Annotated in this window: 17 protein-coding genes; 8 read left to right on the top strand and 9 right to left on the bottom strand. The window is 64.0% G+C overall.

The genetic code is table 11. The features are described from left to right. Positions 1–160: 160 nt before the first annotated feature. The 3 genes from AC1DYQ_RS01870 (at position 161) to trhA (ending at position 8,089) form a co-directional block, all read left to right on the top strand. Positions 161–4,372: a DUF748 domain-containing protein gene (locus AC1DYQ_RS01870; RefSeq protein ID WP_477685330.1), complete on the top strand. Its 4,212-nt coding sequence runs from the start codon at positions 161–163 to the stop codon at positions 4,370–4,372. Positions 4,373–4,559: 187 nt separating this feature from the next. Continuing rightward, entirely contained in the window at positions 4,560–7,418 is a 2,859-nt protein-coding gene (locus tag AC1DYQ_RS01875; protein WP_477685331.1) for a DUF349 domain-containing protein, read from the top strand. After that, entirely contained in the window at positions 7,415–8,089 is a 675-nt protein-coding gene (gene trhA, locus AC1DYQ_RS01880; RefSeq protein WP_477685332.1) for a PAQR family membrane homeostasis protein TrhA, read from the top strand. Before AC1DYQ_RS01875 ends, trhA begins: the two co-directional genes overlap by 4 nt. Positions 8,090–8,197: 108 nt before the next feature. On the opposite strand, the gene AC1DYQ_RS01885 is transcribed toward trhA, so the two are convergent. The 9 genes from AC1DYQ_RS01885 to AC1DYQ_RS01925 all read right to left on the bottom strand — a co-directional run bounded on the left by AC1DYQ_RS01885 (position 8,198) and on the right by AC1DYQ_RS01925 (position 16,526). Next, a complete protein-coding gene (locus AC1DYQ_RS01885) occupies positions 8,198–9,391 on the bottom strand; it encodes an ankyrin repeat domain-containing protein (RefSeq protein WP_477685333.1) in 1,194 nt (397 codons plus the stop codon). Continuing rightward, positions 9,388–9,987, bottom strand: coding sequence for a sigma-70 family RNA polymerase sigma factor (locus AC1DYQ_RS01890; RefSeq protein WP_477685334.1), 600 nt, complete (start codon positions 9,985–9,987; stop codon positions 9,388–9,390). Before AC1DYQ_RS01890 ends, AC1DYQ_RS01885 begins: the two co-directional genes overlap by 4 nt. Positions 9,988–10,151: 164 nt before the next feature. Further along, positions 10,152–11,015: a hypothetical protein gene (locus AC1DYQ_RS01895; RefSeq protein WP_477685850.1), complete on the bottom strand. Its 864-nt coding sequence runs from the start codon at positions 11,013–11,015 to the stop codon at positions 10,152–10,154. Between the two features lie 242 nt (positions 11,016–11,257). Next, positions 11,258–12,025 (bottom strand): M90 family metallopeptidase, encoded by a 768-nt coding sequence (locus AC1DYQ_RS01900; RefSeq protein ID WP_477685335.1) that lies wholly within the window; start codon positions 12,023–12,025, stop codon positions 11,258–11,260. Between the two features lie 37 nt (positions 12,026–12,062). Beyond that, on the bottom strand, positions 12,063–12,839 hold the full coding sequence (locus AC1DYQ_RS01905) for a UDP-2,3-diacylglucosamine diphosphatase (RefSeq protein ID WP_477685851.1): 777 nt from the start codon (positions 12,837–12,839) through the stop codon (positions 12,063–12,065). A 63-nt stretch (positions 12,840–12,902) separates the two neighbouring features. Then, the gene (locus AC1DYQ_RS01910) at positions 12,903–13,412 is read right to left on the bottom strand and encodes a peptidylprolyl isomerase (RefSeq protein ID WP_457280264.1); all 510 of its coding nucleotides are present in this window, start codon (positions 13,410–13,412) and stop codon (positions 12,903–12,905) included. A gap of 26 nt (positions 13,413–13,438) precedes the next feature. Beyond that, on the bottom strand, positions 13,439–14,155 hold the full coding sequence (locus tag AC1DYQ_RS01915; RefSeq protein WP_477685336.1) for a peptidylprolyl isomerase: 717 nt from the start codon (positions 14,153–14,155) through the stop codon (positions 13,439–13,441). Next, positions 14,155–15,399, bottom strand: coding sequence for a L,D-transpeptidase family protein (locus tag AC1DYQ_RS01920; protein ID WP_477685337.1), 1,245 nt, complete (start codon positions 15,397–15,399; stop codon positions 14,155–14,157). Before AC1DYQ_RS01920 ends, AC1DYQ_RS01915 begins: the two co-directional genes overlap by 1 nt. 86 nt (positions 15,400–15,485) lie before the next feature. Further along, positions 15,486–16,526, bottom strand: coding sequence for a L,D-transpeptidase Cds6 family protein (locus AC1DYQ_RS01925; protein WP_477685338.1), 1,041 nt, complete (start codon positions 16,524–16,526; stop codon positions 15,486–15,488). A gap of 322 nt (positions 16,527–16,848) precedes the next feature. Between AC1DYQ_RS01925 and cysS the strand changes: the two genes are divergently transcribed. The 5 genes from cysS to AC1DYQ_RS01950 all read left to right on the top strand — a co-directional run bounded on the left by cysS (position 16,849) and on the right by AC1DYQ_RS01950 (position 22,583). Then, the gene (gene cysS / locus AC1DYQ_RS01930; protein WP_477685339.1) at positions 16,849–18,225 is read left to right on the top strand and encodes a cysteine--tRNA ligase; all 1,377 of its coding nucleotides are present in this window, start codon (positions 16,849–16,851) and stop codon (positions 18,223–18,225) included. 76 nt (positions 18,226–18,301) lie between these two features. Next, positions 18,302–19,009 carry a DNA-3-methyladenine glycosylase family protein gene (locus AC1DYQ_RS01935; RefSeq protein ID WP_477685340.1) on the top strand — a complete coding sequence of 236 codons (708 nt, stop codon included), beginning with the start codon at positions 18,302–18,304 and terminating at the stop codon, positions 19,007–19,009. Positions 19,010–19,036: 27 nt separating this feature from the next. Beyond that, complete coding sequence (locus AC1DYQ_RS01940) at positions 19,037–20,017, top strand: acetyl-CoA carboxylase carboxyltransferase subunit alpha (RefSeq protein WP_092131429.1); 981 nt, start codon at positions 19,037–19,039, stop codon at positions 20,015–20,017. A 32-nt stretch (positions 20,018–20,049) separates the two neighbouring features. Beyond that, positions 20,050–21,063, top strand: a complete 1,014-nt coding sequence (gene tilS / locus AC1DYQ_RS01945) for a tRNA lysidine(34) synthetase TilS (RefSeq protein ID WP_477685341.1) — start codon at positions 20,050–20,052, stop codon at positions 21,061–21,063. A 251-nt stretch (positions 21,064–21,314) separates the two neighbouring features. Beyond that, on the top strand, positions 21,315–22,583 hold the full coding sequence (locus AC1DYQ_RS01950; protein WP_477685342.1) for an aspartate kinase: 1,269 nt from the start codon (positions 21,315–21,317) through the stop codon (positions 22,581–22,583). The last annotated feature ends 20 nt before the right edge of the window (positions 22,584–22,603 follow it).

Consider the following 22,603-nt stretch of genomic DNA (forward strand, 5'->3'; position numbering starts at 1 on the left):
GCATGAGCATAAACGCCCGCCGTCAACCCCGGTCGGTCTAACTGCCCGGGGTTTTTTCTTTTGGGGGCGCGCTTTTCACAGGCCTCAATGCCCTTCGGTTGACCGTCTTTTTCAAATAAATCATTGACCTGGCGGCCCCGGCGCTAAAAACTCGACGCCTATGGCAATCAAAGATTTGAAGAACAAATGGCAGGAATTCAACTGGCGCGAGACCAATTGGCGGGAAATCGGAAAAACACTGCCGGCCAGGGCTGCCGCCGTGGGCCGGTCGCAGCTCTGGCAGCGCCGCGCGGCCTGGGCGGTGGGCAGTTTGCTGGTGTTGTGGGCGCTGGCTTATGCGGCTGTACCGCCCCTCCTCAAATCGCAACTGGAGAAGATTGCTTCTGAAAAGCTGGGCCGCCAGGTCACCGTGGGCGAGGTCGACTTCAAGCCCTGGTCGCTCGAACTGACTCTTCGCGACCTGGCCATCGCCCGTGCTGGCCCTGTGGGTGGCGCTTCGGCAGCTTCTCCCCAGGCAACGCCCCAGTTTTCCGTCAAGCGCCTATATATAGATGCAGAGCTGGAGTCCCTGCTTCGCCTCGCCCCAGTGGCCGACGCTGTTCAGGTGGACGAACCCATCGCGTTTCTTACCCATCAAGGTGAGGGCCGTTACGACATCGACGACATCCTGGAGCGCTTCAAAACACCCGCAGATGCCCCTGCCGGCGACCCGCCGAAGTTCGCGGTCTACAACATCGTCGTCAGCGGCGGGCGCATGGACTTCACCGACCAGTCCGTCGGCAAGACCCATGAACTGCGGGAGCTGGGCCTGTCGGTTCCGTTCCTGAGCAACCTCAAATCGCAGCGTGAGGTCAAAACCTCGCCGCACCTGGCCTTCAAGCTCAATGGCAGCAGCTTTGACACCGCTGCCGAAGGCACGCCCTTTGCCCAGACCCACAAAACCGACGCCACCTTCACGCTGCGCGGTTTTGACCTGAACCCTTACCTGGCCTACTGGCCGGCGAGCCTGCCCGTCAGGCTGCAAAGCGCGGTGCTGCATGCCGACGCCAAAGTCGCGTTTGAGCAGACACCCGCCACGGTGGTGCGAATTTCCGGAACCGTGACGGCGGAAAAGGTTCGTGTGCTGGCTGCGCAAACGGTCGGGCAGTCGCCGGCTGTGGCGCCGGCGCGGGCTGCAAAACCCGGTGCATCCGGCAAGCGCGCTGCAGACGGCGAAGCCCAGCCACCGGCCCGCGCCGACTTGCTGGCCTTTGAGCGCCTGCAGATCACGATGGACGACGTGCGCCCGCTGGAGCAGTTCGTCAAACTGTCTGCGGTGGAGCTCACGGCCCCCACGTTGTCCCTCGCCCGGGACCGGGCAGGGCGGCTGAATCTGCTGTCGCCTGCGCCGGATGCTATTAAAAAAGGAGCTGGTGGCGCACAGCCAGAAAGGGCTACAGGCCAAAACTCTTCCGATATTCAAGCCCAGGCACCTGCCGGTGCAGCTTCAGCTGGTGCCCCGGCGTCTGCGGCGTCTGCGGCGTCTGCACCTTCAACTAAAACCACGCCTTCGTCCGCACCCTGGAAAGTGCAGGTGGCCCGCGTGGCGGTGCGTGCCGGGCGTGTGAACTGGCTGGACGAATCACTGGCCTCACCCGCTGACATCCGCCTGGCTGGGCTGACGCTCGATGCCTCCGGCATCGCCATGCCTTTTGCGGCTAACGCGCCCCTGCGGTTCAATGGTTCGCTGGGACTGGAGCCAGCAGCCATAGCGCCGGCACCCGCGCCGGCAAAAACCGGCGCCAAACAACCGGCCAAAACATCGGCCTCATCTGCGGCATCCACTGCGCAAGCGATTGCAACACCGGCGCTGCTCACCTTTAGCGGCACAGCCACCGACCAGGCCGCCCAGGCTACGGCCACCGTGGCCGCCTGGCCGCTGGGCATGGCTGCCAAATACGTCGGCCAGTTCCTGTTGCCGGCATTGAACGGGCAGCTCGACGCCCAGCTCGGCGTGAACTGGCAGGCGCCCAGCGGTGACAAGCCGCAGCAACTGCAGGTCACGGCCCCGCAGCTGGCTGTCAGCGACATCCTGCTGGCGCAGGGCAAGGTGTCGCTGGTGTCCGTCAAGCGTGTCGAGCTTGCGCAGGTTGACATCGACGTGACAGGCCAGTCCTTCAAGGCCGCCAAAATGCAGCTGGACCAGCCCAAAGCCAAAGTCGACCGCGACACCGACAAGCGCTGGATGTACCAGCGCTGGATGGCGAGCCCGGGCACCGCAACGCCGGCGCCGCCCCCTACCGACGCCGCAACACGCGCGGCGGCGCCTTCATGGGCCGTCGCCATTGCCGATGTGCAGCTCGACGGCGGCGCGATGTCGTTTTCCGACCAGTCGGGCAGCAAGCCGGTGGTGTTTGAAGTGACAGCCGCCAAAGCCCAGCTGGGCGGGCTGGTGCTGGACGACAGGCCGGACGCCAAAGCGCAAGCTGCCAAACCCATGCCGCTGACCGCCTCGCTGCGCCTGGCCACCGGCCGGTTTGAACCCGGCAAGGTCGACTTCAACGGCAATCTCGGCTTGAGTCCGGTGCAGGCGCAGGGCCGGCTGGTGGTCGACAGGCTGCCGGTACAGGCCTTCGAGCCCTACCTTGCCGATGTGCTCAACATCGAACTGCTGCGCGCAGATGCCAGCTTCAAGGGGCGCGTGGCTTACCGGCAGACACCGGCCGGCCCGCAGGCGCAGGTGGCCGGTGATGTGTCGCTGGAAGAGTTCCGCGCCAACACGCTGGCGCCCAGCGAAGACCTGCTGGCGTGGAAGGCCCTGAACCTGCGCGGCCTGAATGTGGCACTGGACCCGGCCAAGTCGACCCGGGTGGATGTGCGGGAAACCGTGCTCACCGACTTCTTTGCGCGCGTGATCATCCTGCCCGATGGCCGCATCAATTTGCAGAACCTGGTGAAGCCGGGCAAGGACGCCGTGGCCGCCAGTGCAGCTGGCGGAACGGCCACCCTGGCCCTTTCGCCATCATCGGCGCCATCTTCACCGCAAGCTTCATCTGCTACAGAAACGATAGCTGCTGGCGCACAGCCATTGAGCTCCAGCAGCTCAAAAGGCTCAAAATTCGTGTCGGCAGCACCGGTCAGCCCCGTGGCGCCTGCAGCCGCGGCTGGGTCGCCGCCGCCTATCGTCAACTTCGGCCCGATCAGCCTCATCAACGGCAAGGTGTTGTTCTCCGACCGCTTCGTCAAACCCAACTATTCGGCCGACCTGAGCGACCTGACCGGCAAGCTCAGCGCCTTTTCATCGGTGGCGCCCACGGTGCCGGGTACCACGGCCACCGTGCCCAACATGGCCGACCTGGAGCTGCGCGGACGCGCCGAAGGCACGGCTTCGCTCGAAATCCTGGGCAAGCTCAACCCGCTGGCCAAGCCGCTGGCGCTCGACATCAAGGGCAAGGTGCGCGACCTCGAGCTGCCGCCGCTGTCGCCGTATTCGGTCAAGTACTCGGGTTACGGCATCAACCGCGGCAAGCTCAGTGTCGACGTGGGTTATGTGGTGCAACCCGACGGGCGGCTTACCGCCACCAACAAGGTCATCCTGAACCAGCTCAGCTTTGGCGACAAGGTGGAAGGCTCCACCGCCAGCCTGCCGGTCAAGCTGGCCGTGGCATTGCTGGCCGACCGCAACGGTGTGATCGACATCGACCTGCCCATCAGCGGTTCGCTCAATGACCCGCAATTCAGCCTCGGGCCCATCATCGTCAAGGTCATCCTCAACGTGATCGTCAAGGCCATCACCGCGCCTTTCAGCCTGCTGGCCAATGCGCTGGGCGGCGGCGGGGAAGAGCTCAGCACCGTGGGTTTTCAGGCCGGCAGCGCAGAGCTGGGCCCGGAAGCCAAAGCCGGCCTCGACAAAGTGGCCAAGGCGCTGGCCGACCGGCCATCGCTCAGGCTCACCGTGGTGGGCACCAGCAGCGTCGACGCCGAACGCGACGGTTTCAAGCGCGAGCGGCTTGACGCCCTGGTGCGCGCTGAAAAGCGCCGCGCCACGGCCAAAGAGGGCGGCACCGCCACAGCGGCGGTGAGCATCAGCCCGGCCGAATACCCGGCCTTGCTCAAGGAAGTCTATAAACGCGCCGACATGCCCAAGCCGCGCAACCTGGTCGGCCTGGCCAAAGACCTGCCCGTGCCCGAAATGGAAAAGCTGCTGCTGGCCGACATTAAAGTGAACGACGATGCCATGCGCGAACTCGCCGTGCAGCGCGGCGTGGCGGTGAAAGACTACCTGGCTTCGCGCGATTTACCGCCTGAAAGGCTCTTTCTGGGGGCAGCCAAAGCCGTGCCGCCGGAGGCCAAATGGACACCGCGCGCGGAGCTGAATTTGGCGATGCCGTAAAAACAGCGAAAATAGCGTCAGTGCTTTATTGATAAAGCTTTTATGGGCTTCAGGGCTCACGCGCGCAACAGGGGTTGCGCGGCGCGGCCCCCCATCCACTCCAACACCTGCCGTCACCCTGCAAAGCCCTCCATTCCCGAGGGCACCTTGTGCTTGGCGGCACCTTTTTTTTTGACCTTGCGTTCCCATGTTTAAATCTTCCAAACCTGAAACCCCCGCCGTGAAAACGCCCACCACCAAGCAGGCTGAAGCCCATCCGCTGGACGGCCTGACCGGCGGCGCTTTTTCCGCGCCCACATCCGGTGAACGCACGGCGCGCATCCGCACCTGGCTGGCCACCGAGCCCACCGCCGAGCAGATGGCCGAGGTCTACAAGGATCTGGCCAACCGCGACAAGGGCGCCGCCAAACCGCTGAAAGAAAAGCTCGACGAACTCAAGCGCAGCAAGGGCCAGGAAGCCGTGGCCGCCGAATGGGCCGAAAAAGCCCAGGCGCTGCTGGCCGTGCCCAAGCTCAACCTGGCCGACGCCCTGGCCTGGCAGCGTGACGCCGCCAAGGCCGGTGCGCCGCTGTCCAAAGAACCGCTGGCCGGTTTGAAAGTGCAGCTCGCCGACCGCGTCAAGACGATTGAAGACCTGCAGCACCGCACCCAGGTGCAGCGCGAAGCCGCCGTGCTGCTGGCCCAGCGCACCGAAGTGCTGTCGCTCAAGCCCTGGCGTGATGCCGAAGCCGCCCTCGAATCCCTGCGCGGCGACGTCACGCACTGGCAGTCGCAGGCCGATGACATCACGCATGACGCCAACTGGGCCAGCGTGGACGCCAAATTCCCGCCGCTGCTCGACGCATCTCGCGCGCAGTTACTGGCCGTGTGGGAGGCCTTTCAAGGTGCGCTCGCGCAGGCCCAGAAGGCTGCTGTAGACACGGCAGCGCCGCTGCCCGCCGTGCCGGTGTGGGCCGACGAGCTGCGCGCCGCGCGTGGCCTGCCCCCTGCAGCGGGTGAGCAGCCTGCACGTGCACCCAAAGCCAAAATCGATCCGGCCGTGCTCAAAGACATGCGCGAAAAATCTTCCGCCATCGTGCAGGAAGCGCTGAAACGGCTTGAGCATGAAGTCGGTGAAGGCCATGGCAAGTCCACCCCCAAGGTAGCGGCCGACCTGCGCCATGCGCTCAAGGAACATATCCGCAACATCGACAGCAAGCTCGAAGCCGCCGCGCACGCCGCATTGACGGCCGCCGGCGAACTCGAAGGCTGGCAGCGCTGGCGCGCCGACCAGATCCGCGAGGAGCTCGTCGTGAAAGCAGAAGCCCTGGTGGCCAAGCCGCTGGGCGGGCGCAAGCAGCAGGAAGCCCTGCGCGCCATGCGCGAACAGTGGAAGACCAGTGACCAGGGCGGCACACCCAACCACGCGCTGTGGAAGCGTTTTGACGACGCTTGCAACGAAGCACACAAGGTTGTTGAAGCCTGGCTCGAGAAGGTGAAAGAACAAAGCGAAACCGTCAAGGCCGAACGCAAGCTGCTGATTGATGAAGTGCTGGCATGGGCCGAAGCCAACAAGGACAATACCGACTGGAAGCACCACATTCGCAGCCTGAACGGCTTTGTTGAAAAATGGCGTGAGGCCGGTCATCTGGGTGAAAAGGCGTTTGCCGAAATCCAGCCGCAGTGGAAAGCCGCGATGGATGCCGCAGACGCTCCGCTGACCGCTGCGCGCCACGACAGCATTGCACGCCGCAAGGCCATGATTGAAGAAGCCAATGTGCTGGGCGCCGAGCCGATGCTGCGCATCGATGCCGTCAAGTCGCTGCAACAGCGCTGGCAGCATGAAGCGCAGGCCGTGCCGATCGAGCGCAAGCAAGAGCAGAAGATGTGGGACGCTTTCCGCAAACCCATCGACGACGCCTTCCAGCGCAAGACCGCCGAACGCGAAAAAGCCGCCGCGGCGCTGGGCGAATACGACCGCATGGTGCTGGACGCCTCCAAGGCCGTTGAAGCCGCCACCGCCAGTGGCGACGTGCAGAAAATCCACGCGGCCGCCAAGGCGCTGGAAGCCATCGTGCGCGGGCAAGTGCCTGTGCCCGCACCGGCGTCAGCACCTGTTGCCGCCCCGGCAGCGCCGTCGGTTGAAGCTGCACTGGCTGACACCAACGCTACCCCCGTTGCAAAGGAAAATGAGGCTGCAGCCCAAGCAGAACCTGCGCAGGCAGCTACAGAAAACGTAGCAGATGCGCCCGCTGCCACGGAAGCTGCCGCAGAAGCAGCGGCCACCGAATTTGCCGAAGCAGGTGAGCCGGCCAGCCCGCCCGCCGAGCCGCCACCCGCACCCAAGCCTGCGCCCAAACCGGTGGTGGCGCGGCGCGGCGACGACCGCCCGGGCATGAAGAAGCCCGAGCCGGCAGCCGCAGGGCGCGGCGGAAAGTTTGGCGACCGCAAGGACTCGCGCCCGGGCAGCAAGCCCGGCGGCCCGCGCCAAAGCACTGACAACAAGTTTGAGCCTTACCGCGAAGGCCGTGACGACCGTGGCTCGCGCGGTAATGATCGGGGAGACCGTGGGGACCGCAACGCACGCCCCGCCTTCGAAGAGCGCGGCCCACGCCTGGGCGATGCCGCTTTCCGTGCCCAGCGCGAAGCCTTTGAGGCCGCCAACCAGGCGCTCAAGAAACTCGCGATGCAGGCGCACGGTGAAGTGCTGACGCACTTGCTCACTGCTTGGGAAAAGCGCGACCCCGCGCAACTGCCGAGCGCGCAGGACCTCGGCAAAGCCGTGGCGCCGGCCGTGCGCAACCGCTGGGTGCAGGCCGTCAGCACACCGTCGGGCAAAGACGCATCCGAAGCGCTGCTGCGCCTGGAAATCGCCGCCGAGCTGCCCACGCCTGCCGAGCACATCAGTGCGCGCCGCATGCTGCAGCTGCAGCTGCTGACCAAACGCAATGCGCCCGCGCCGGCTGAAACCTGGGGTGAAGACACCGCCCAGGTGCTGGCCGCCGACTTTGACGCCGGCAACGCCAGGCGTGTGCAGAACGTGCTGAAGGCATTGCTCAAACGATGACCACAGCCGCCGCTGTGGCGTTGCCGCAAGACCGGCAACAGACGCTGGGCGAGGAAATCGCCAACAGCGTGAGCCACGGTCTCGCGCTGCTCGCTGCGCTGGTGTCGGCGCCTTTCCTGGTCATCGCCAGTGCGCGCGACGGTGATGCGCTCGATGTGGCGGCGGTCTGCGTTTTTGCCGCCACCATGGTGGTGCTGTATTTCACCTCGATGCTGTACCACGCCTTGCCCGCCATCCGGGCGATGCGTGCCAAGCGGGTGTTCCAGGTCCTGGACCATGGCGCCATCTACCTGCTGATTGCCGGCACCTACACGCCGTTCACGCTCGGCGTGTTGCGCGGGCCCTGGGGCTGGACGCTGTTCGGCCTGGTCTGGGCCATGGCGCTGGCTGGTGTGGCGGTCAAGGCCTTCGCGGGCGTGCGCTGGCCACGGCTGTCCACCATCCTCTACCTCGCCATGGGATGGATCGCCGTGATCGCCATCAAGCCGATGCTGGAGCTCATTCCGGGCTGGGGACTTTTCTGGCTGGTGGCCGGTGGGCTTTTTTACACGCTCGGTGTCGGCTTCTTCGCCACCGATTCACGGCTGCGCTACGGCCACTTTGTGTGGCATCTGTTTGTCGCGGCCGGTACCGCTTGCCATTTTGTGGCGGTGCTGTATTACGCCGGCTGAAATTTCCAGCCTGTAGCTGCTATTGAATACATAGCTGCTTGCGCCCGCCAGTACTGGGCTGGAAGTCGATCTGCTTTGTAAGTCCGCGGCGCAGTGCCGCTCCGGCGCTCAGGAAGCCGCTTCAATCAGGTGGGCAATCCCGTCAAAGCCCAGCCGCCGCGCGTGCTGCAGGGCGTTGAGCCCTTCCTGATCCACCAGCGCCGGGTTGGCCCCGGCTGCCAGCAGGCGCTGAACCACGGCGGTGTGGCCTTGCATGACGGCCAGGATCAGCGGCGTGCGGCCAGCCGTATCGGCTGCGTTGACGGGGGCTCCTTGCTGGAGCAGGCGTTCCAGCAGCTCCAGGCGTCCTGCACGGGCAGCGTCCTGCAGAGCCCCGGCCAGACGGTTGGGCCCGGCACCCGTTTCTGCACGCGGTGCGCGGTATTGCAGGGCGCCTTCCTGTTTTTGCAGTGGCGTTACGGCGCGTGCTGCAGGCGCGGCAGGCGCAGCTGCGGCAGCAGCAGCGGGCGCGGGTGCCTGACGCGCAGCCGGCGCCGCGGCTAACATGTCGGCCTGCGATGGTGTTGCCGACGGAGATCCGCTCCCTATGCCCGCCATGTGCGGCGCCTGCCCGGGCCAAGGCTGCGCATTTTCCTGGATGGGGGCGACAGGTGCAGGAGCGGGCATGGCAGCGGGCGCTGGTATGGCAAACGGCGCAGTTGAGGGCGCTGTGGTGTCCATTGGCGCCCTGGTTTCTTTTTTCCGCGTGGCTGGCTCATTCGCTGCGGGTGAGGCCACTGCTTTGTCCTGCGCCGAAGATGCCGGCGATTTCAACGCCGGCTTGGCAGTTTCGGCAGACCGCTTCCGGGCATCGGGTTCCGGTGCAGGCGTTTGCGGCGCTACAGGATCGGGAGTCGCGGCCATCGGTGGCGAAACCGGTGGTGCTGTTCCTGTTGCTGCCGAAGGCGCAGCTGCCGGCGACGACTGCGCCGCAGGACTGGGCTGGCCAAACGCCAGTTCTTTTTCCTCGTCGGTGCCGCGGTCAAATTGCAGCACCAGCAACCCGGTCAGGCCGGCCAGCGCAAAGCCCGCCAGCGCGGAGATTTTCCAGCGCGACTGGTTGGCTGCCGGGCGCTGCGCTGCATCGGTGTTGGCGACAGCTTGCGACGCACCGGCCTGCTTGCCGGCTTCGATCACCATCTGCGCGTGGGCGCGCACGGCGTCACGCACATGCGCGCCGGGGCGGCGTGTGTCGTCTGCGCTGGCCTCCCGGTAGCGCTGCAACAGCTCGTCGCCGTGCTGGCTGTGTTCAGGCTCTGTCATGCAAACTCCTGTAGCTGCTGGCGCAGGCTGTTGCGGGCGTAGCGCAGGCGGCTCTTGGCGGTTTCAAAGCTGACGCCGGTCGCGGTGGCGATGTCTTCCACGCTCATGCCGGCTTCGGCTTGCAGCAGGAAGGCTTCGCGCTGTTCGTGGGGCAAGCGTTCGACCGCGGCAATCAGCGCGGCTGCCTGCTCGCGCGACTGCAGTTGCCGCACCGGGCCGAAGCCCGAGTCGGCCGCCAGCGTATCGCCAAGGCCCAGGCCTTCCTCATCGTCGCCGCGTCCATCGATGCTGACGTGCTGCTTTGCCGTGCGGAAGTAATCGACCATCCGGTTGTGCGCCATGGTGAACAGCCACGTTTTGAACTTCGCCGTCACCGTATAGGTGGCGGCGCTGCGCGCCACGGCAAACCAGACATCCTGCAGCAGGTCATCGGCCACCGCCTGCACCCGCACGCTGCGGAACACATAGCGCCACACCCCCAGTTCATGCCGCGCATACAGCACGTCAAAAGCCGCCATGTCGCCGGCCGCATAACGCAGCATCAGCGATTCGTCGCTGTCTTCGGCTGCATGGTCGGTCGGCGTGGCGCTGGGCATGTACCAGATTATCACGGCGCAACGCGCGATCTTTCTCACGACAACAGACCACCGCGCAGGGGCTCTCCAGACCAGCAGGGGCCGCGGAACCGGCTTTGCCGGGCCGCAGGCGCAGCGCCCCCTCGGGGGGCAGAGAGTTACACGAAGTGAACGACCGTGGGGGCTCAATACCGTGGAGGGTCAGGTACATAAGACGGGTTTCCTGACTGCGGGAACGGATCCGGGATGGGGTTGCGCGCCACGGGTTCGCGGATCACGCCGCTGGCGATCAGGTTCTCGCGGCTGTCGTAGCGGATGCGGATGACCTCGTTGGGCTGTGTTTGCAGGCGCGCGAAGGTGGTCTGTGACACCAGTGAGTTTTCCCGTGCGCCGTGGCCCGTGCCGAGCCTGGCGGCAGGCAGGGGTGTAGACGGCAGCCTTCTAACCCGGTCTTCGGACAAGGCAGAAGCTTCCACGCCACCGCTGGCGCGGTCGGCCAGCGCGGATTTTCCGGCGGTGGATGATTCCGCCAAAGGTGCCGGTGAGGCTGATGAAGGCGAGGGGGCGTTTCGCAGGCCCAGCGATGCGTCGGCCTCGCGCTCCTTACGGCTGGAATAGGCGGGCGCCTGGGCGACCGGCTCGGGAGCTTGCTCCCTGAAGAGCGCCACACCGATCACGCCGACGTTGCCGGGCCTGCCGGTGCGGCCGGCGTACGAATCCCCGAGTGCGGAAAATTCAAATGCGGCGATCTCGCTGCTGCTTTTGCGCCAGCCGGTGACCTGGTACTGCTGCCAGGGCGAAAACACATAACCGGTCTGGTCCCAGGCGGCGGTTTCGCCGCTCAGCACGTTCACGCCGTCGACGGCGGTCACGGCCAGCACCCGTTCACCGAGCTTGTTGCGCACGGCGATGGCGTATTTGGCGCCGCATTGGCCGGCCACCCAGTATTCGCCGCGGTGGTGGTACAGCGGCAGCGTGGCGCCGGTGTTGCGGTCAATCACGGTCACATCGGCCAGCCGGCCGACGGCCTGCGCGGGCAGGGCGGCCATGGTGAGGATGGCCAGCAGGATGGAAGAGGCAAGAAGGGGGGTTTTCACGTGAGCTCCAGAAAGTGGTGGAGCCCATTGAAACGAAGGGGCGGGGAAAATGGGGTTAAGCCGGCCTGAAAAGAGGCAAACCGGGCCGGCCTGTTGCTATGTATTTGATAGCTGCTTGCGCCCGTTCAGATTGGGTTAAGGGGCGATTTGCCTCTCGAAAATTGTCAGCGTGGCGCCGGAAAGCCGCTGTAGGCTCATTTCGGCATAAAAAACTTGTCGAACAGCACGGTCAGGGGCGCGAAGTCCTGTGTGAAGCGTGTGCGGTTCACAAAATAGGCTTCGCACGCCACGGCAAAAAATTCGGCCGGTGACCGGGCCCCATAGCTGTCCAGCCATGGCGGCTCGGCGCCGAAACGTGTGGCCATGGCGACTTTTTCGCAGAACCCGTCGTAAGCCGGCTGCATGACCGCATGCCACGAGGTGAGGGCACTGCGCGTGGGCAAGGGCGGGCAGCCGTCGGCGGCGCCATCGCGCATGTCGATCTTGTGGATGAATTCGTGAATTACCACGTTGTGGCCGTGCTCGGCCGAGTCGCCCGCGCCGGCCACGTCCTGCCAGCTCAGTGTGACGGGGCCGCCCTGCATGGCTTCGCCCAGCAGCTCTTCGCTGTAGTGGTGCACCACGCCGGCCTGGTCGGTGACCTGGCGGCGCGCCAGCATGGCGCCGGGGTGAACCACGATGCCCTTGAAGTCGTCGTACCAGCGCAGGCCCAGGTGCAACACCGGCAGGCAGGCTTGTGCGGCAATCGCGACCGCCATTTCATCGGTGACCTTCAGGCCGTGCGCACCGGTAAATTCCTTTTGCTTGAGGAATTTTTCTGTCAGGGTGTTCAGCTGTTGAAGCTCCGCAACCGGCCGCCGGCCCAGGAAAGGAAACCGCAGCAGGGTGTCTACCCACAGGGTTTCGGGGATGGTTTTTTCAGGGGCCTTGGCGCCGCCAAGTGTTCGTAACCAGTTCAGCATAAGGTGGAGGTGGTGGTTAAACGAAATGAAACAAGGGTCAGCACAGCGTAATCCGTTGCAGCCCGCCGGCCGTCAGGCGCAGCACTTCCGCGCGCGGCACCGGGGCGCCCAGGTCCCAGTCGCTGAGCACCACGCGCGACAGGCCGCCGCCCAGGTCATGCACGGCGGGCTTGTGCGTGTGGCCATGAATCAGCGTGCGGGAATTGGCCGCTTGCAGCCATTGGCGAGCGGCCTGGGTGTCGACGTCGGCATATTGTGCGCCGGACTGCTTGCGCGCTTCGCTTTGCTCGCGCAGCCCGCGCGCAATCGCCTGGCGTTCAGCCAGCGGCCTGGCCAGGAAGGTGCGCTGCCATTCGGGGCTGCGGACCTGGCTGCGAAAGTTCATGTAGTCGACATCGTCCAGGCACAAGGCGTCACCATGCGACAGCAACCAGCGCCGCCCGGTGCCGGCGGGAAAAACCAGCACGGTCGGGTCTGCCAGCAGAGTGGCGTTGCACAGGTCCATCAGGGCCTGGCCCACCAGAAAGTCACGGTTGCCGTGCATGAAAAACAGGGCCAGCCGGCCGGCAGCATTGCCCATGGCCTGCACGCAGCGCGCGTCAAAGCCGGCGGCAGGGTCCAGCAGGTCGCCTTCCACGGCGTCATCACCGACCCAGACCTCAAACAGGTCGCCCAGGATGAAGACCGCGTCTGCGGGCGTGGTTTCAAGGTAGTGCTGCCAGGCCGCAAACGTAGCCGGCTCCGAGGCCTGCAAATGCAGGTCGGAAATGAAATCGACCGTGCGCCACACGGGCGGGGCCGGCAGCTCCGCCATGGGGGGCACGGCCTGGGGGTTGTTCACCGGCTGGATTTCGGCAAGCGCGGCCCGAAAGGGCACTCAGGCCACTGCTACGGCTTTTTGGATGATCACGTCTTCCATCGGAACGTCGTCATGGAAGCCCTTGCGGCCGGTCTTGACGGCCTTGATCTTGTCGACGACGTCGGTGCCGGCCACTACCTTGCCGAACACGGCATAACCCCAGCCCGATGCATTCGGTGCGGTGTGGTTCAGGAAGCCGTTGTCGGCCACGTTGATGAAGAACTGCGAGCTGGCCGAGTGCGGTGCATTGGTACGCGCCATGGCCACGGTGTAGTTGTTGTTCTTCAGGCCGTTGTTGGCTTCGTTCTCGATTTCGCCGTCGGTAGGCTTTTGTTTCATGCCCGGCTCAAAGCCGCCGCCCTGCACCATGAAGCCCGGGATGACGCGGTGAAACACCGTGTTGGCGTAATGGCCCTTGTTGACGTAGTTCAGGAAGTTGGCAACGGTCTTGGGTGCCTTGGCGGCGTCGAGCTCCAGCGTGATGACGCCGTATTCGGCAATGTGGAGGTCTACTTTGGGATTGCTCATGATGGTGTCCTGTAGGGCTGTGTCAATTAATTGACGAGGGTTGCTGATTTGATGAGGACGGGTGTCTTGGGAACGTCCGTCGGGAAGGGGCCGCCGGCGCCGGTGGGCACGGTCTTGATCTTGTTCACGACGTCCATGCCGCTGACCACCTTGCCGAACACGGTGTAGCCAAAGAGCTGGGGTGCGTTGACGAGCTGGGCTCGCGGGGTGTTTTCATAGACGCGGCCCTGGTATTCAAACTTCGGAACCGGGTCTCCGGGGGGAATCACCGTGGGGTTCAGGAAGTCGTTGTCCTTCACGTTGATGAAGAACTGCGACGACGCGGAATTGGGGTCGTTGGTGCGCGCCATGGCCAGCGTGCCGACCACGTTTTTGGGGCCGCCCTTGGCGAGCGCCTCGCGGCCTTCATGGGGCACCGGCGGGCGCGTTTTCTTTTCGGCGTAGGTGGCGTCGTAGCCGCCGCCCTGCACCATGAAGTTGGGGATCACGCGGTGGAAAATCGTGCCGTCATAGTGTTTGTCCTTGACGTATTGCAGGAAATTTTCAACGGTCTTGGGCGCCTTGTCGGGATAGACCTCGACCACGAAGTCGCCTTCGCTGGTGACGAACTTGACTTTGGGTGCGCTTTGCGCGAGCGCCGGGCCGGCCAGAAGGGCCAGACTCGCCGCGGCTACCGTTGCGAATGCGGCGCGGCGCAAGGGAGAAAACACCGCGAGTGCGGCAAGCGTCCTGTGAACTGCCATCAAATGGTTCCTTCGAAAAATATCTTCCACTGGCTACCCTGGCGGATCCAGTACTGGCGTTTGGTGCGGCCGGTTTTGGCGCCCTTGACCAGTTCGCCAAAGGTTACCACCATCGTATCGGTGCTGTCGGTCCAGCGCAGGTAAGACACGTCCTTGAGCAGGATGTCGCGCCCACCGAGTTGCTTGAGCTCACTTTGCAGCAGCGGCGTCCATTCAGCCAGCGTCTTGCCGTAACTTGTGAAATCGGGTGTGTACCAGCTTGTAAGTTTGGCCATGTCGCCGCTGGACTTGGCGTGGTGCCAGCTTTGCAGTGCGGTTTCGAACGACCGGGTGTCGGCCGCCAGCGATTGCGGCGCCACCCATTTGAGGCTGTGGGCAATCACGACGGGCGTGCTGCGCACTTCGACTGTGCGGATGATGCGCTCCAGGTCGGGGTTGGCCAGCACGACGCATCCGTCGGTGGACAGCGGTGCCCGGGAAAACTGCGTCGGTGGCGTGCCGTGCAGCCAGATGCCGCCGCCGGTCTTGCCGCGTTTGACGTCGAGCTGGTTGGGGTAGTTGATGGGCAACGCGCCCGAGCCGTAAAAGTCGCGCAGCGATTTGGGGTTCAGGTTGCTGGTGATGTAGTAGACGCCGACCGGCGTGCGCAGGTCACCTTCGACGGATTTTTCAATGCCGGATTTGCCGACCGAGATGTAGTAGTCCGCCACGAGTTTGAGACCCGCGCTGGTGTTTTCAAACAGGTAAAGGCGTGACCTGGACGCATCGACGGCAATGGCGTGTTTGTTACGCGATGACAGCACCAGGAATTGCGACGGCACCAGGCCGGGGGCGGGCCGCTCGCGCAGCGCGCGCAGGCGCAGCAGCGACTCCTGCCGCAACTCGGCCAGCAGGGCTGCCGCAGTCTTGGCAGCGGCATCCGGAACGTCGCCTGGCGTGCGCACAGGGCGTGTAAAGCCGGCCAGCAAGTCGCCGTAAACCAGTTGGGCCAGCTGGAAGTTGGGGTGGTCCTTCACGAGGCCTTCGGCCTTGCGCAGGGCTTCGCGCGAATTCGCCTGGCCGATCAGTTTGTAGATTTCAATCAGCCGGGCTTCCGCTTCGCCGCCGCGCGCCTCATGCGGGGCGGAGGCTTTTGCCGGGGCGGGCCGCTTGGTTGTGTGCGCGCGGGTTTCAGCCCGCGCAGGCGAAAAGGCCAGCACCAGGCACGGTGCGATGAAGAGAAGCGTTGCGGCCGCTTTTTTCATGCGGGCTTCCACGAAAGTTTGCCGGCCAACACAGACGGACAGGAACAGGCTGAACAATGCACTTGGGTCAGGCCGGCCGCCAGCGATCAGCCGCCTGTGGATTCCTTGACGATGACCCAGCGATCACCGGCCTTGGCCATCTCCAGCGTCTTGCGGCTGGAAATATTGATGGAGTCGGCGCTGTAGTCCTGCTTGAACCTGGCCGTGGCCTTGGCGCCTTGTACGGCGACGGCCAGGTCGGAGAGCTTGACGCTGATGCGCGACTTGCCGACGATGCGCGCGCGGCGGTCTTCTTCCCAGGCCTTGCGTGCCTGTTTGCCGGGAGGCGCAAAGTTCTGGCCGTAGCTGCTGAGGTAGCCGTTCATGTCCTTGTCGGACCAGGCCTGGGCCCAGCTGCGCACGGCTGCTTCGACTTCTTTTTCGGCGCCCGCGGTAGCGGCGGGTGCTGCGGGTGTTGCCGGCGCGGCAGGAGCAGGCGCTGCGGCCACCGGGGCTGCCGGCGCTGGCTTGGCAGCCGCCGCGGGAGCCGCAGGGAGTGTTGTAGCCGGGCCGGACGTCGGCGCGCCGGCAGCCGGCTTGGTGGGGTTTTTGGATTCGGCGGAGAACAGGGTGCGGATCAGTGCCAGCTTGGGTGGAACGGCAGCGTTGCCGCCGTCGAGCTGCAGGGCCTTGCTATAGGCCTGGCTGGCGAGCCTGGCGTAGACATCGCCCAGGTTTTCATGTGCGGTGGCGTAGCTGGGGTTGGTCCGGATCGCCATTTCAAGCGCCGCCCGGGCCTTGTCGAACTGGCTCTGGCCGGCATACAGCACGGCCATGTTGTTGTAGGGCTCAGGCAGCTCGGGGTAGTCTTCGGTGATTTTGGTGAAGGTCGCGATCGCGTCGTTGGTCTTGCCGGTCTCGGTCTGGATCACGCCCTTGAAGAAACGCATTTGCGGGTCGCGTGGCTTGCTGGCGAGGTATTGGTCAACCTTGGCCTGCGCCTCGGCATACTGGCCGGCACGCATCAGGCGGCTGACGTCGGCGTAGTCGTCGGCATGGGCAACGGACACCGACAGGGTGACCGCCACGGCCAGCATGCGCAGGGCGGCGGACAGCGGATTGCGTGTAAGGAAGTTTGGCGTGGGCATGGCACTCTCGCGATTTGTTTTAAAGCCCCCGGTGCTGTTTTGGCAGCCGTTGGGCGGAAAGTCAACATAAACAGCCAGGCTTTTCAGGGCGCCCCGGGAGCCGCTGAACGTTGTCGGACGGGCTGGATATACTGGGCGATTGTAACTGAGGGGGGTATAGTTCATGGCCCCCAGAATTGCGTACTTTCCGTTTTTATCGCACGTTTTCGCGTGTACGCCGAATGGCCCTTGCCCGCCTGCGGCGTCCGTGAGATAAAGCTTCTTTCCTTTGCCTGACCACCGGCTGCTTCCGGCCGATGCCAGGCCCCGCAGCATAATTTTCATGAGCCTTCGCATTTACAACACGCTGTCGCGTGCCGTGGAAGAATTTTCCCCGCTTGATCCCGGCCATGTGCGCATGTATGTGTGCGGAATGACGATTTACGACCTCTGCCACATCGGCCATGCGCGCATGATGATGGCGTTCGACGTGGTGCAACGCTGGCTCAAGGCAAGCGGCCTGAAGGTTACGTATGTGCGCAACATCACCGACATCGACGACAAGATCATCAAGCGGGCGGTTGAGCGCGGCATCACCATCCGCCAGCTGACCGACGAGATGATCGCGGCCATGCACCAGGACATCGGCGCGCTGGGTATAGAGCCTCCATCGCTGGAACCCCGTGCGACTGAGTACGTGCCGCAGATGCTGGGCATGATCGCCACGCTGGAGGAAAAAGGCCTGGCCTACAAGGGCTCCACCGGTGACATGAATTACGCGGTGCGCAAGTTTCCCGGCTACGGCAAGCTCTCGGGCAAGTCACTCGACGAGCTGCGCGCTGGCGAGCGCGTCGCTGTGCTCGACGGCAAGGAAGACCCGCTGGACTTTGTGCTCTGGAAAAGCGCCAAACCCACCGAGCCCGACGACGCCAGGTGGGAGAGCGCCTATGGCCCCGGCCGTCCCGGCTGGCATATCGAGTGCTCGGCCATGTGCCGCGGCACGCTGGGCGAGACCTTCGACATTCACGGCGGCGGTGCCGATTTGCAGTTCCCGCACCACGAAAACGAGATCGCCCAGAGCGAGGCGGCCAACGGGAAGCCGCTGGCCCGCTTCTGGGTGCACAACGGTTTTGTGCGCGTTGACAACGAGAAGATGTCCAAGTCGCTTGGCAACTTCTTCACCATCCGCGAAGTACTGGCCAAATACGATGCCGAAACCGTACGGTTTTTCATTGTTCGCGCCCACTACCGCAGCGCCCTGAATTACAGCGACGCCCATCTGGACGATGCGCGCAACTCGCTCAAGCGGCTTTACACATCGCTCGATCTGGTCAAGCCGGCAGCGCTGCCGACCGACTGGGCCCATCCGTTTGCGCAGCGCTTCAAGGCGGCCATGGACGAAGACTTCGGAACGCCGGAGGCCGTGGCTGTGTTGTTTGAGCTGGCCGGTGAAGTCAACCGGACCGGCTCTGCCGAACTCGCAGGGCTGCTGAAAAACCTGGGTGGCTGCCTGGGCCTGCTGCAAGGTTCGCCCGGCGCCTACCTCCAGGCCGGCGCCGGCCTTGACGACGCCAGCGTCCAGCAACTGATCGCGCAGCGGGCAGCCGCGAAGCTGGCAAAAGATTTCGCCGAAGCCGACCGCATCCGCAAGGACCTGCTGGCCAAAGGCATTGTGTTGAAGGATTCGCCCGCCGGCACCACCTGGGAGGTGCAATCATGAGGTTCTGGACGGCTCTTTTACCCTGTTTTTCATGCCATTTCGGCCCGCAGACCAATAAGGGCGGGCGCAAGCAGCTATGAAAAAGATAGTAAAAAGCGGCCCGGCCAGCGCTGAGCTGGCCGACGTTGCCGAGCCGGCCACCACGGTGCCCGAGTATTGGGCCGATGCCTGCAAACACCTGGTGAAAAAAGACCGCGTGATGAAGCGGCTGATTCCCTTGTTCGGCGACGCCTGCTTGCAAACCCGCGGCGATGCTTTTGGCACCCTGGCGCGCAGCATCGTGGGCCAGCAAATTTCGGTCAAGGCGGCGCAAAGCGTCTGGGCCAAATTTTCTGCGTTGCCGAAAAAAGTGACGCCTGCCAACGTGCTGCGCCTCAAAGTTGACGACATGCGCGCGGCCGGCCTGAGCGCCCGCAAAGTCGAATACCTGGTGGACCTGGCGATCCACTTCGACGCAGGCACCGTCCACGTCAAGGATTGGGCAGCGATGGACGATGAGGCCATCATTGCGGAGCTGGTTGCCATTCGCGGCATCGGCCGCTGGACGGCCGAGATGTTTTTGATTTTTTACCTGATGCGACCGAATGTCCTGCCGCTGGACGATGTGGGGCTGATCACCGGCATCAGCCAGAATTACTTTTCGGGTGAATCCGTCAGCCGAAGCGACGCGCGAGAGGTGGCTGCCGCCTGGTCGCCATACTGCAGCGTGGCAACTTGGTATATTTGGCGCTCTCTGGACCCATTACCGGTTCTGGGTACCCCCACGGGTACCGAGCAAATTTAAGTTTCATGAAGCCCTGAGGAGCAGCACATGGCGAAGAAGACCTTCCTCGATTTCGAGCAACCGATTGCGGAGCTTGAAGGAAAAATTGAAGAACTGCGCTACGTACAGACCGAGTCGGCTGTCGATATCTCTGAAGAAATCGACCAGCTGGCCAAAAAGAGCCAGCAGCTCACCAAAGACATCTACAGCGACCTCACGCCCTGGCAGATCACCAAGATCGCCCGCCACGCGGAACGTCCCTACACCCTGGATTACGTCAACGAAATCTTCACGGATTTTGTTGAGTTGCACGGCGACCGGCATTTTGCCGACGACCTGTCCATCGTGGGCGGCCTGGCGCGCTTCAACGGCACCGCCTGCATGGTGCTGGGCCACCAGAAGGGCCGCGACACCAAGGAACGCGGCCTGCGCAACTTCGGCATGAGCAAGCCCGAGGGCTACCGCAAGGCCCTGCGCCTGATGAAGACCGCCGAGAAGTTCAAGCTGCCGGTGTTCACCTTTGTCGACACGCCCGGCGCTTACCCCGGCATTGACGCCGAAGAGCGCGGCCAGTCCGAGGCCATCGGCCGCAACATCTTTGAGATGGCGCAGCTCGAAGTGCCCATCATCACCACCATCATCGGCGAAGGCGGCTCCGGCGGCGCGCTGGCCATCTCGGTGGCCGACCAGGTGGTCATGCTGCAGTATTCAATCTACTCTGTCATCAGCCCTGAAGGCTGCGCGTCCATCCTCTGGAAAACCTCCGACAAGGCGCAGGAAGCCGCCGAGGCGCTGGGCATCACGGCGCACCGGCTCAAGGCCCTGGGCGTGATCGACAAGATCGTGAACGAACCCGTGGGCGGCGCCCACCGCGACCACAAGCAAATGGCCGCTTTCCTGAAACGTGCGCTCAACGACGCCTTCCGCCAGGTCAGTGACCTGAAGGTCAAGGAGCTGCTCGACCGCCGCTACGAGCGCCTGCAAAGCTACGGCCGCTTCACCGACACCAAGGCCGACGCCGGCAAGTAAGCCGCCCCGGCACAAGCTGGAGCGACAAGACGATGGCCCGCCACCATGCGAAACCCCATGGTGCTGAGGCCGAGAGTGACAGCGCCGCGATCGCTGTCGCCGCAGCGATTTCCCGATTTCAACCTTCTTTCCCATTGGCCGTTGCGCTCAGCGGCGGCGCAGATTCTGTCGCCTTGCTGGTAGCCTGCGCCGAGAATTGGCCAGGGCAGGTGCATGCCATCCATATCCATCACGGCCTGCAGGCGGCGGCGGATGAGTTTGAGCGGCACTGCGTTGACCTGTGTGCGCAGTTCAAAGTCCCGCTCACTGTCCGGCGCGTGGATGCCCGCCACGCCTCCGGTGAGAGCCCGGAAGACGCGGCACGCAAGGCGCGTTATGCGGCGTTTAGGGCTGCAGCCCAGGAAGGATATGCGCAAGCAGCTATTAAAAGCATAGCAATTGCCCAGCACGCCGATGACCAGGTGGAAACCATGCTGTTGGCGTTATCACGCGGAGCGGGGCTGCCCGGGCTGGCCGCCATGCCGGCGCAATGGGAGCGTGACGGCATGACCTATTACCGTCCGCTGCTGACGGTGCCCGGGGCATTGCTGCGCGATTGGCTGGTGACGCGCGGCATCACCTGGGTGGAAGACCCGACCAACACCGACGAGCAGTTCACGCGCAACCGCATCCGGGCCCGCCTGCTGCCCGCGTTGGCGCAAACCTTTCCGCAGTTTCGTGAAACCTTTGCACGCAGCGCGCGCCACGCGGCCCAGGCGCACGGGTTGCTGGTCGAGGTGGCACAGCAAGACCTGGCTGCCGTGGGAACCCCCCCGGTGATCAAATCCCTGCAATCCCTGTCACAGCCGCGGCAGGCCAATGTGCTGCGCTATTGGCTGACGCTGCAGCAAGCCACACCCAGTGCAGCGCAGCTCGACCAACTGCTCCTGCAAATCGCCGCCTGCACCACGCGCGGGCACCAGATCCACCTCAAGGTGGCTACCGGGCATGTCACGCGCGCTGGTGCGGTGCTGAACTATGCGGCTGCGGGGGATAAGGCGAGCTAACCAGGTAGTAGTCCCTAGGTATAATTGAAGGCTTTGCTGGCGGAGCGCACCTTTTTGAGCCTCTTTGATGTGCGTAGGGCGTTCTAGAAATCCAGCTTTTCGGGATGAAGTGCGAGGCGCCCGGAGCGCAGCAACCGGAATGTACTTCGGTACATGAGGATTGCGAGCACCGCGCAACGACGCAATTCGCCCGAAAAATGGATTTATAAACGCCCGGGCCTGAAACCAAACACCTCTGAGTGACCCTGAAAATGGCATTGATCGTTCATAAATACGGCGGCACGTCGATGGGCTCCACCGAGCGCATCCGCAATGTCGCCAAGCGCGTGGCCAAATGGGCGCGGGCCGGCCACCAGATGGTGGTCGTTCCCAGTGCCATGAGCGGCGAAACCAACCGTTTGCTCGGCCTGGCCAAAGAACTGGCACCCGCCAGGACAAGCGACGCTTATGGTCGCGAGCTTGATGCGCTGGCCGCTACCGGCGAGCAGGCCTCCAGCGCACTGCTGGCCATTGCGCTGCAGGCCGAAGGCATGCCGGCTGTGAGCTACGCCGGCTGGCAGGTCACCATCAAGACCAATAACGCCTACACCAAGGCCCGCATCGAGTCGATCGACGACGAGCGTGTGCGTGCAGACCTGGACGCCGGCAAGGTCGTCATCATCACCGGCTTCCAGGGCGTGGACGAGGCCGGCAACGTCACCACGCTGGGCCGCGGTGGTTCCGACACTTCGGCCGTGGCCATCGCCGCAGCGCTCAAGGCGCACGAATGCCTGATTTACACCGACGTCGACGGCGTTTACACCACCGACCCGCGCGTGGTGCCTGAGGCACGCCGCCTGCACACCGTGAGCTTTGAAGAGATGCTGGAGATGGCCTCCATGGGCTCCAAGGTGCTGCAGATCCGCTCGGTCGAATTTGCCGGCAAATACAAGGTGCCGCTGCGCGTGCTGTCCAGCTTCACCGAATGGGACATCGACATCAACGAAGAAGCCAAGTCAGGCACTTTGATCAGCTTTGAGGAAGACGAAAACATGGAACAAGCCATCGTATCGGGCATCGCTTTCAACCGCGATGAAGCCAAAATCTCCGTGCTCGGCGTACCCGACACCCCTGGTATCGCGTACCAGATCCTGGGCGCCGTGGCCGATGCCAACATCGAAGTCGACGTGATCATCCAGAACGTCAGCAAGGACGGCAAGACCGACTTCAGTTTCACGGTTCACCGCAACGATTACTCCAAAGCCATCGACCTGCTGAAAACCCAGGTGGTGCCCAAGCTGGGCGCGCAGGAAGTCACCGGCGACGCCAAGATCTGCAAGGTCAGCATCGTCGGCATCGGCATGCGCAGTCACGTCGGCATCGCCAGCAAGATGTTCCGCGTGTTGAGCGAAGAGGGCATCAACATCCAGATGATTTCCACCAGCGAAATCAAGACCTCGGTCGTCATCGACGAGAAATACATGGAACTCGCCGTGCGGGCCCTGCACAAGGCTTTTGACCTGGACCAGCCCGCCACCTGAAAATGGCCGGGAAGTCGTGA

It is taken from the genome of Polaromonas sp. P1_F4 (genome assembly GCF_056405675.1).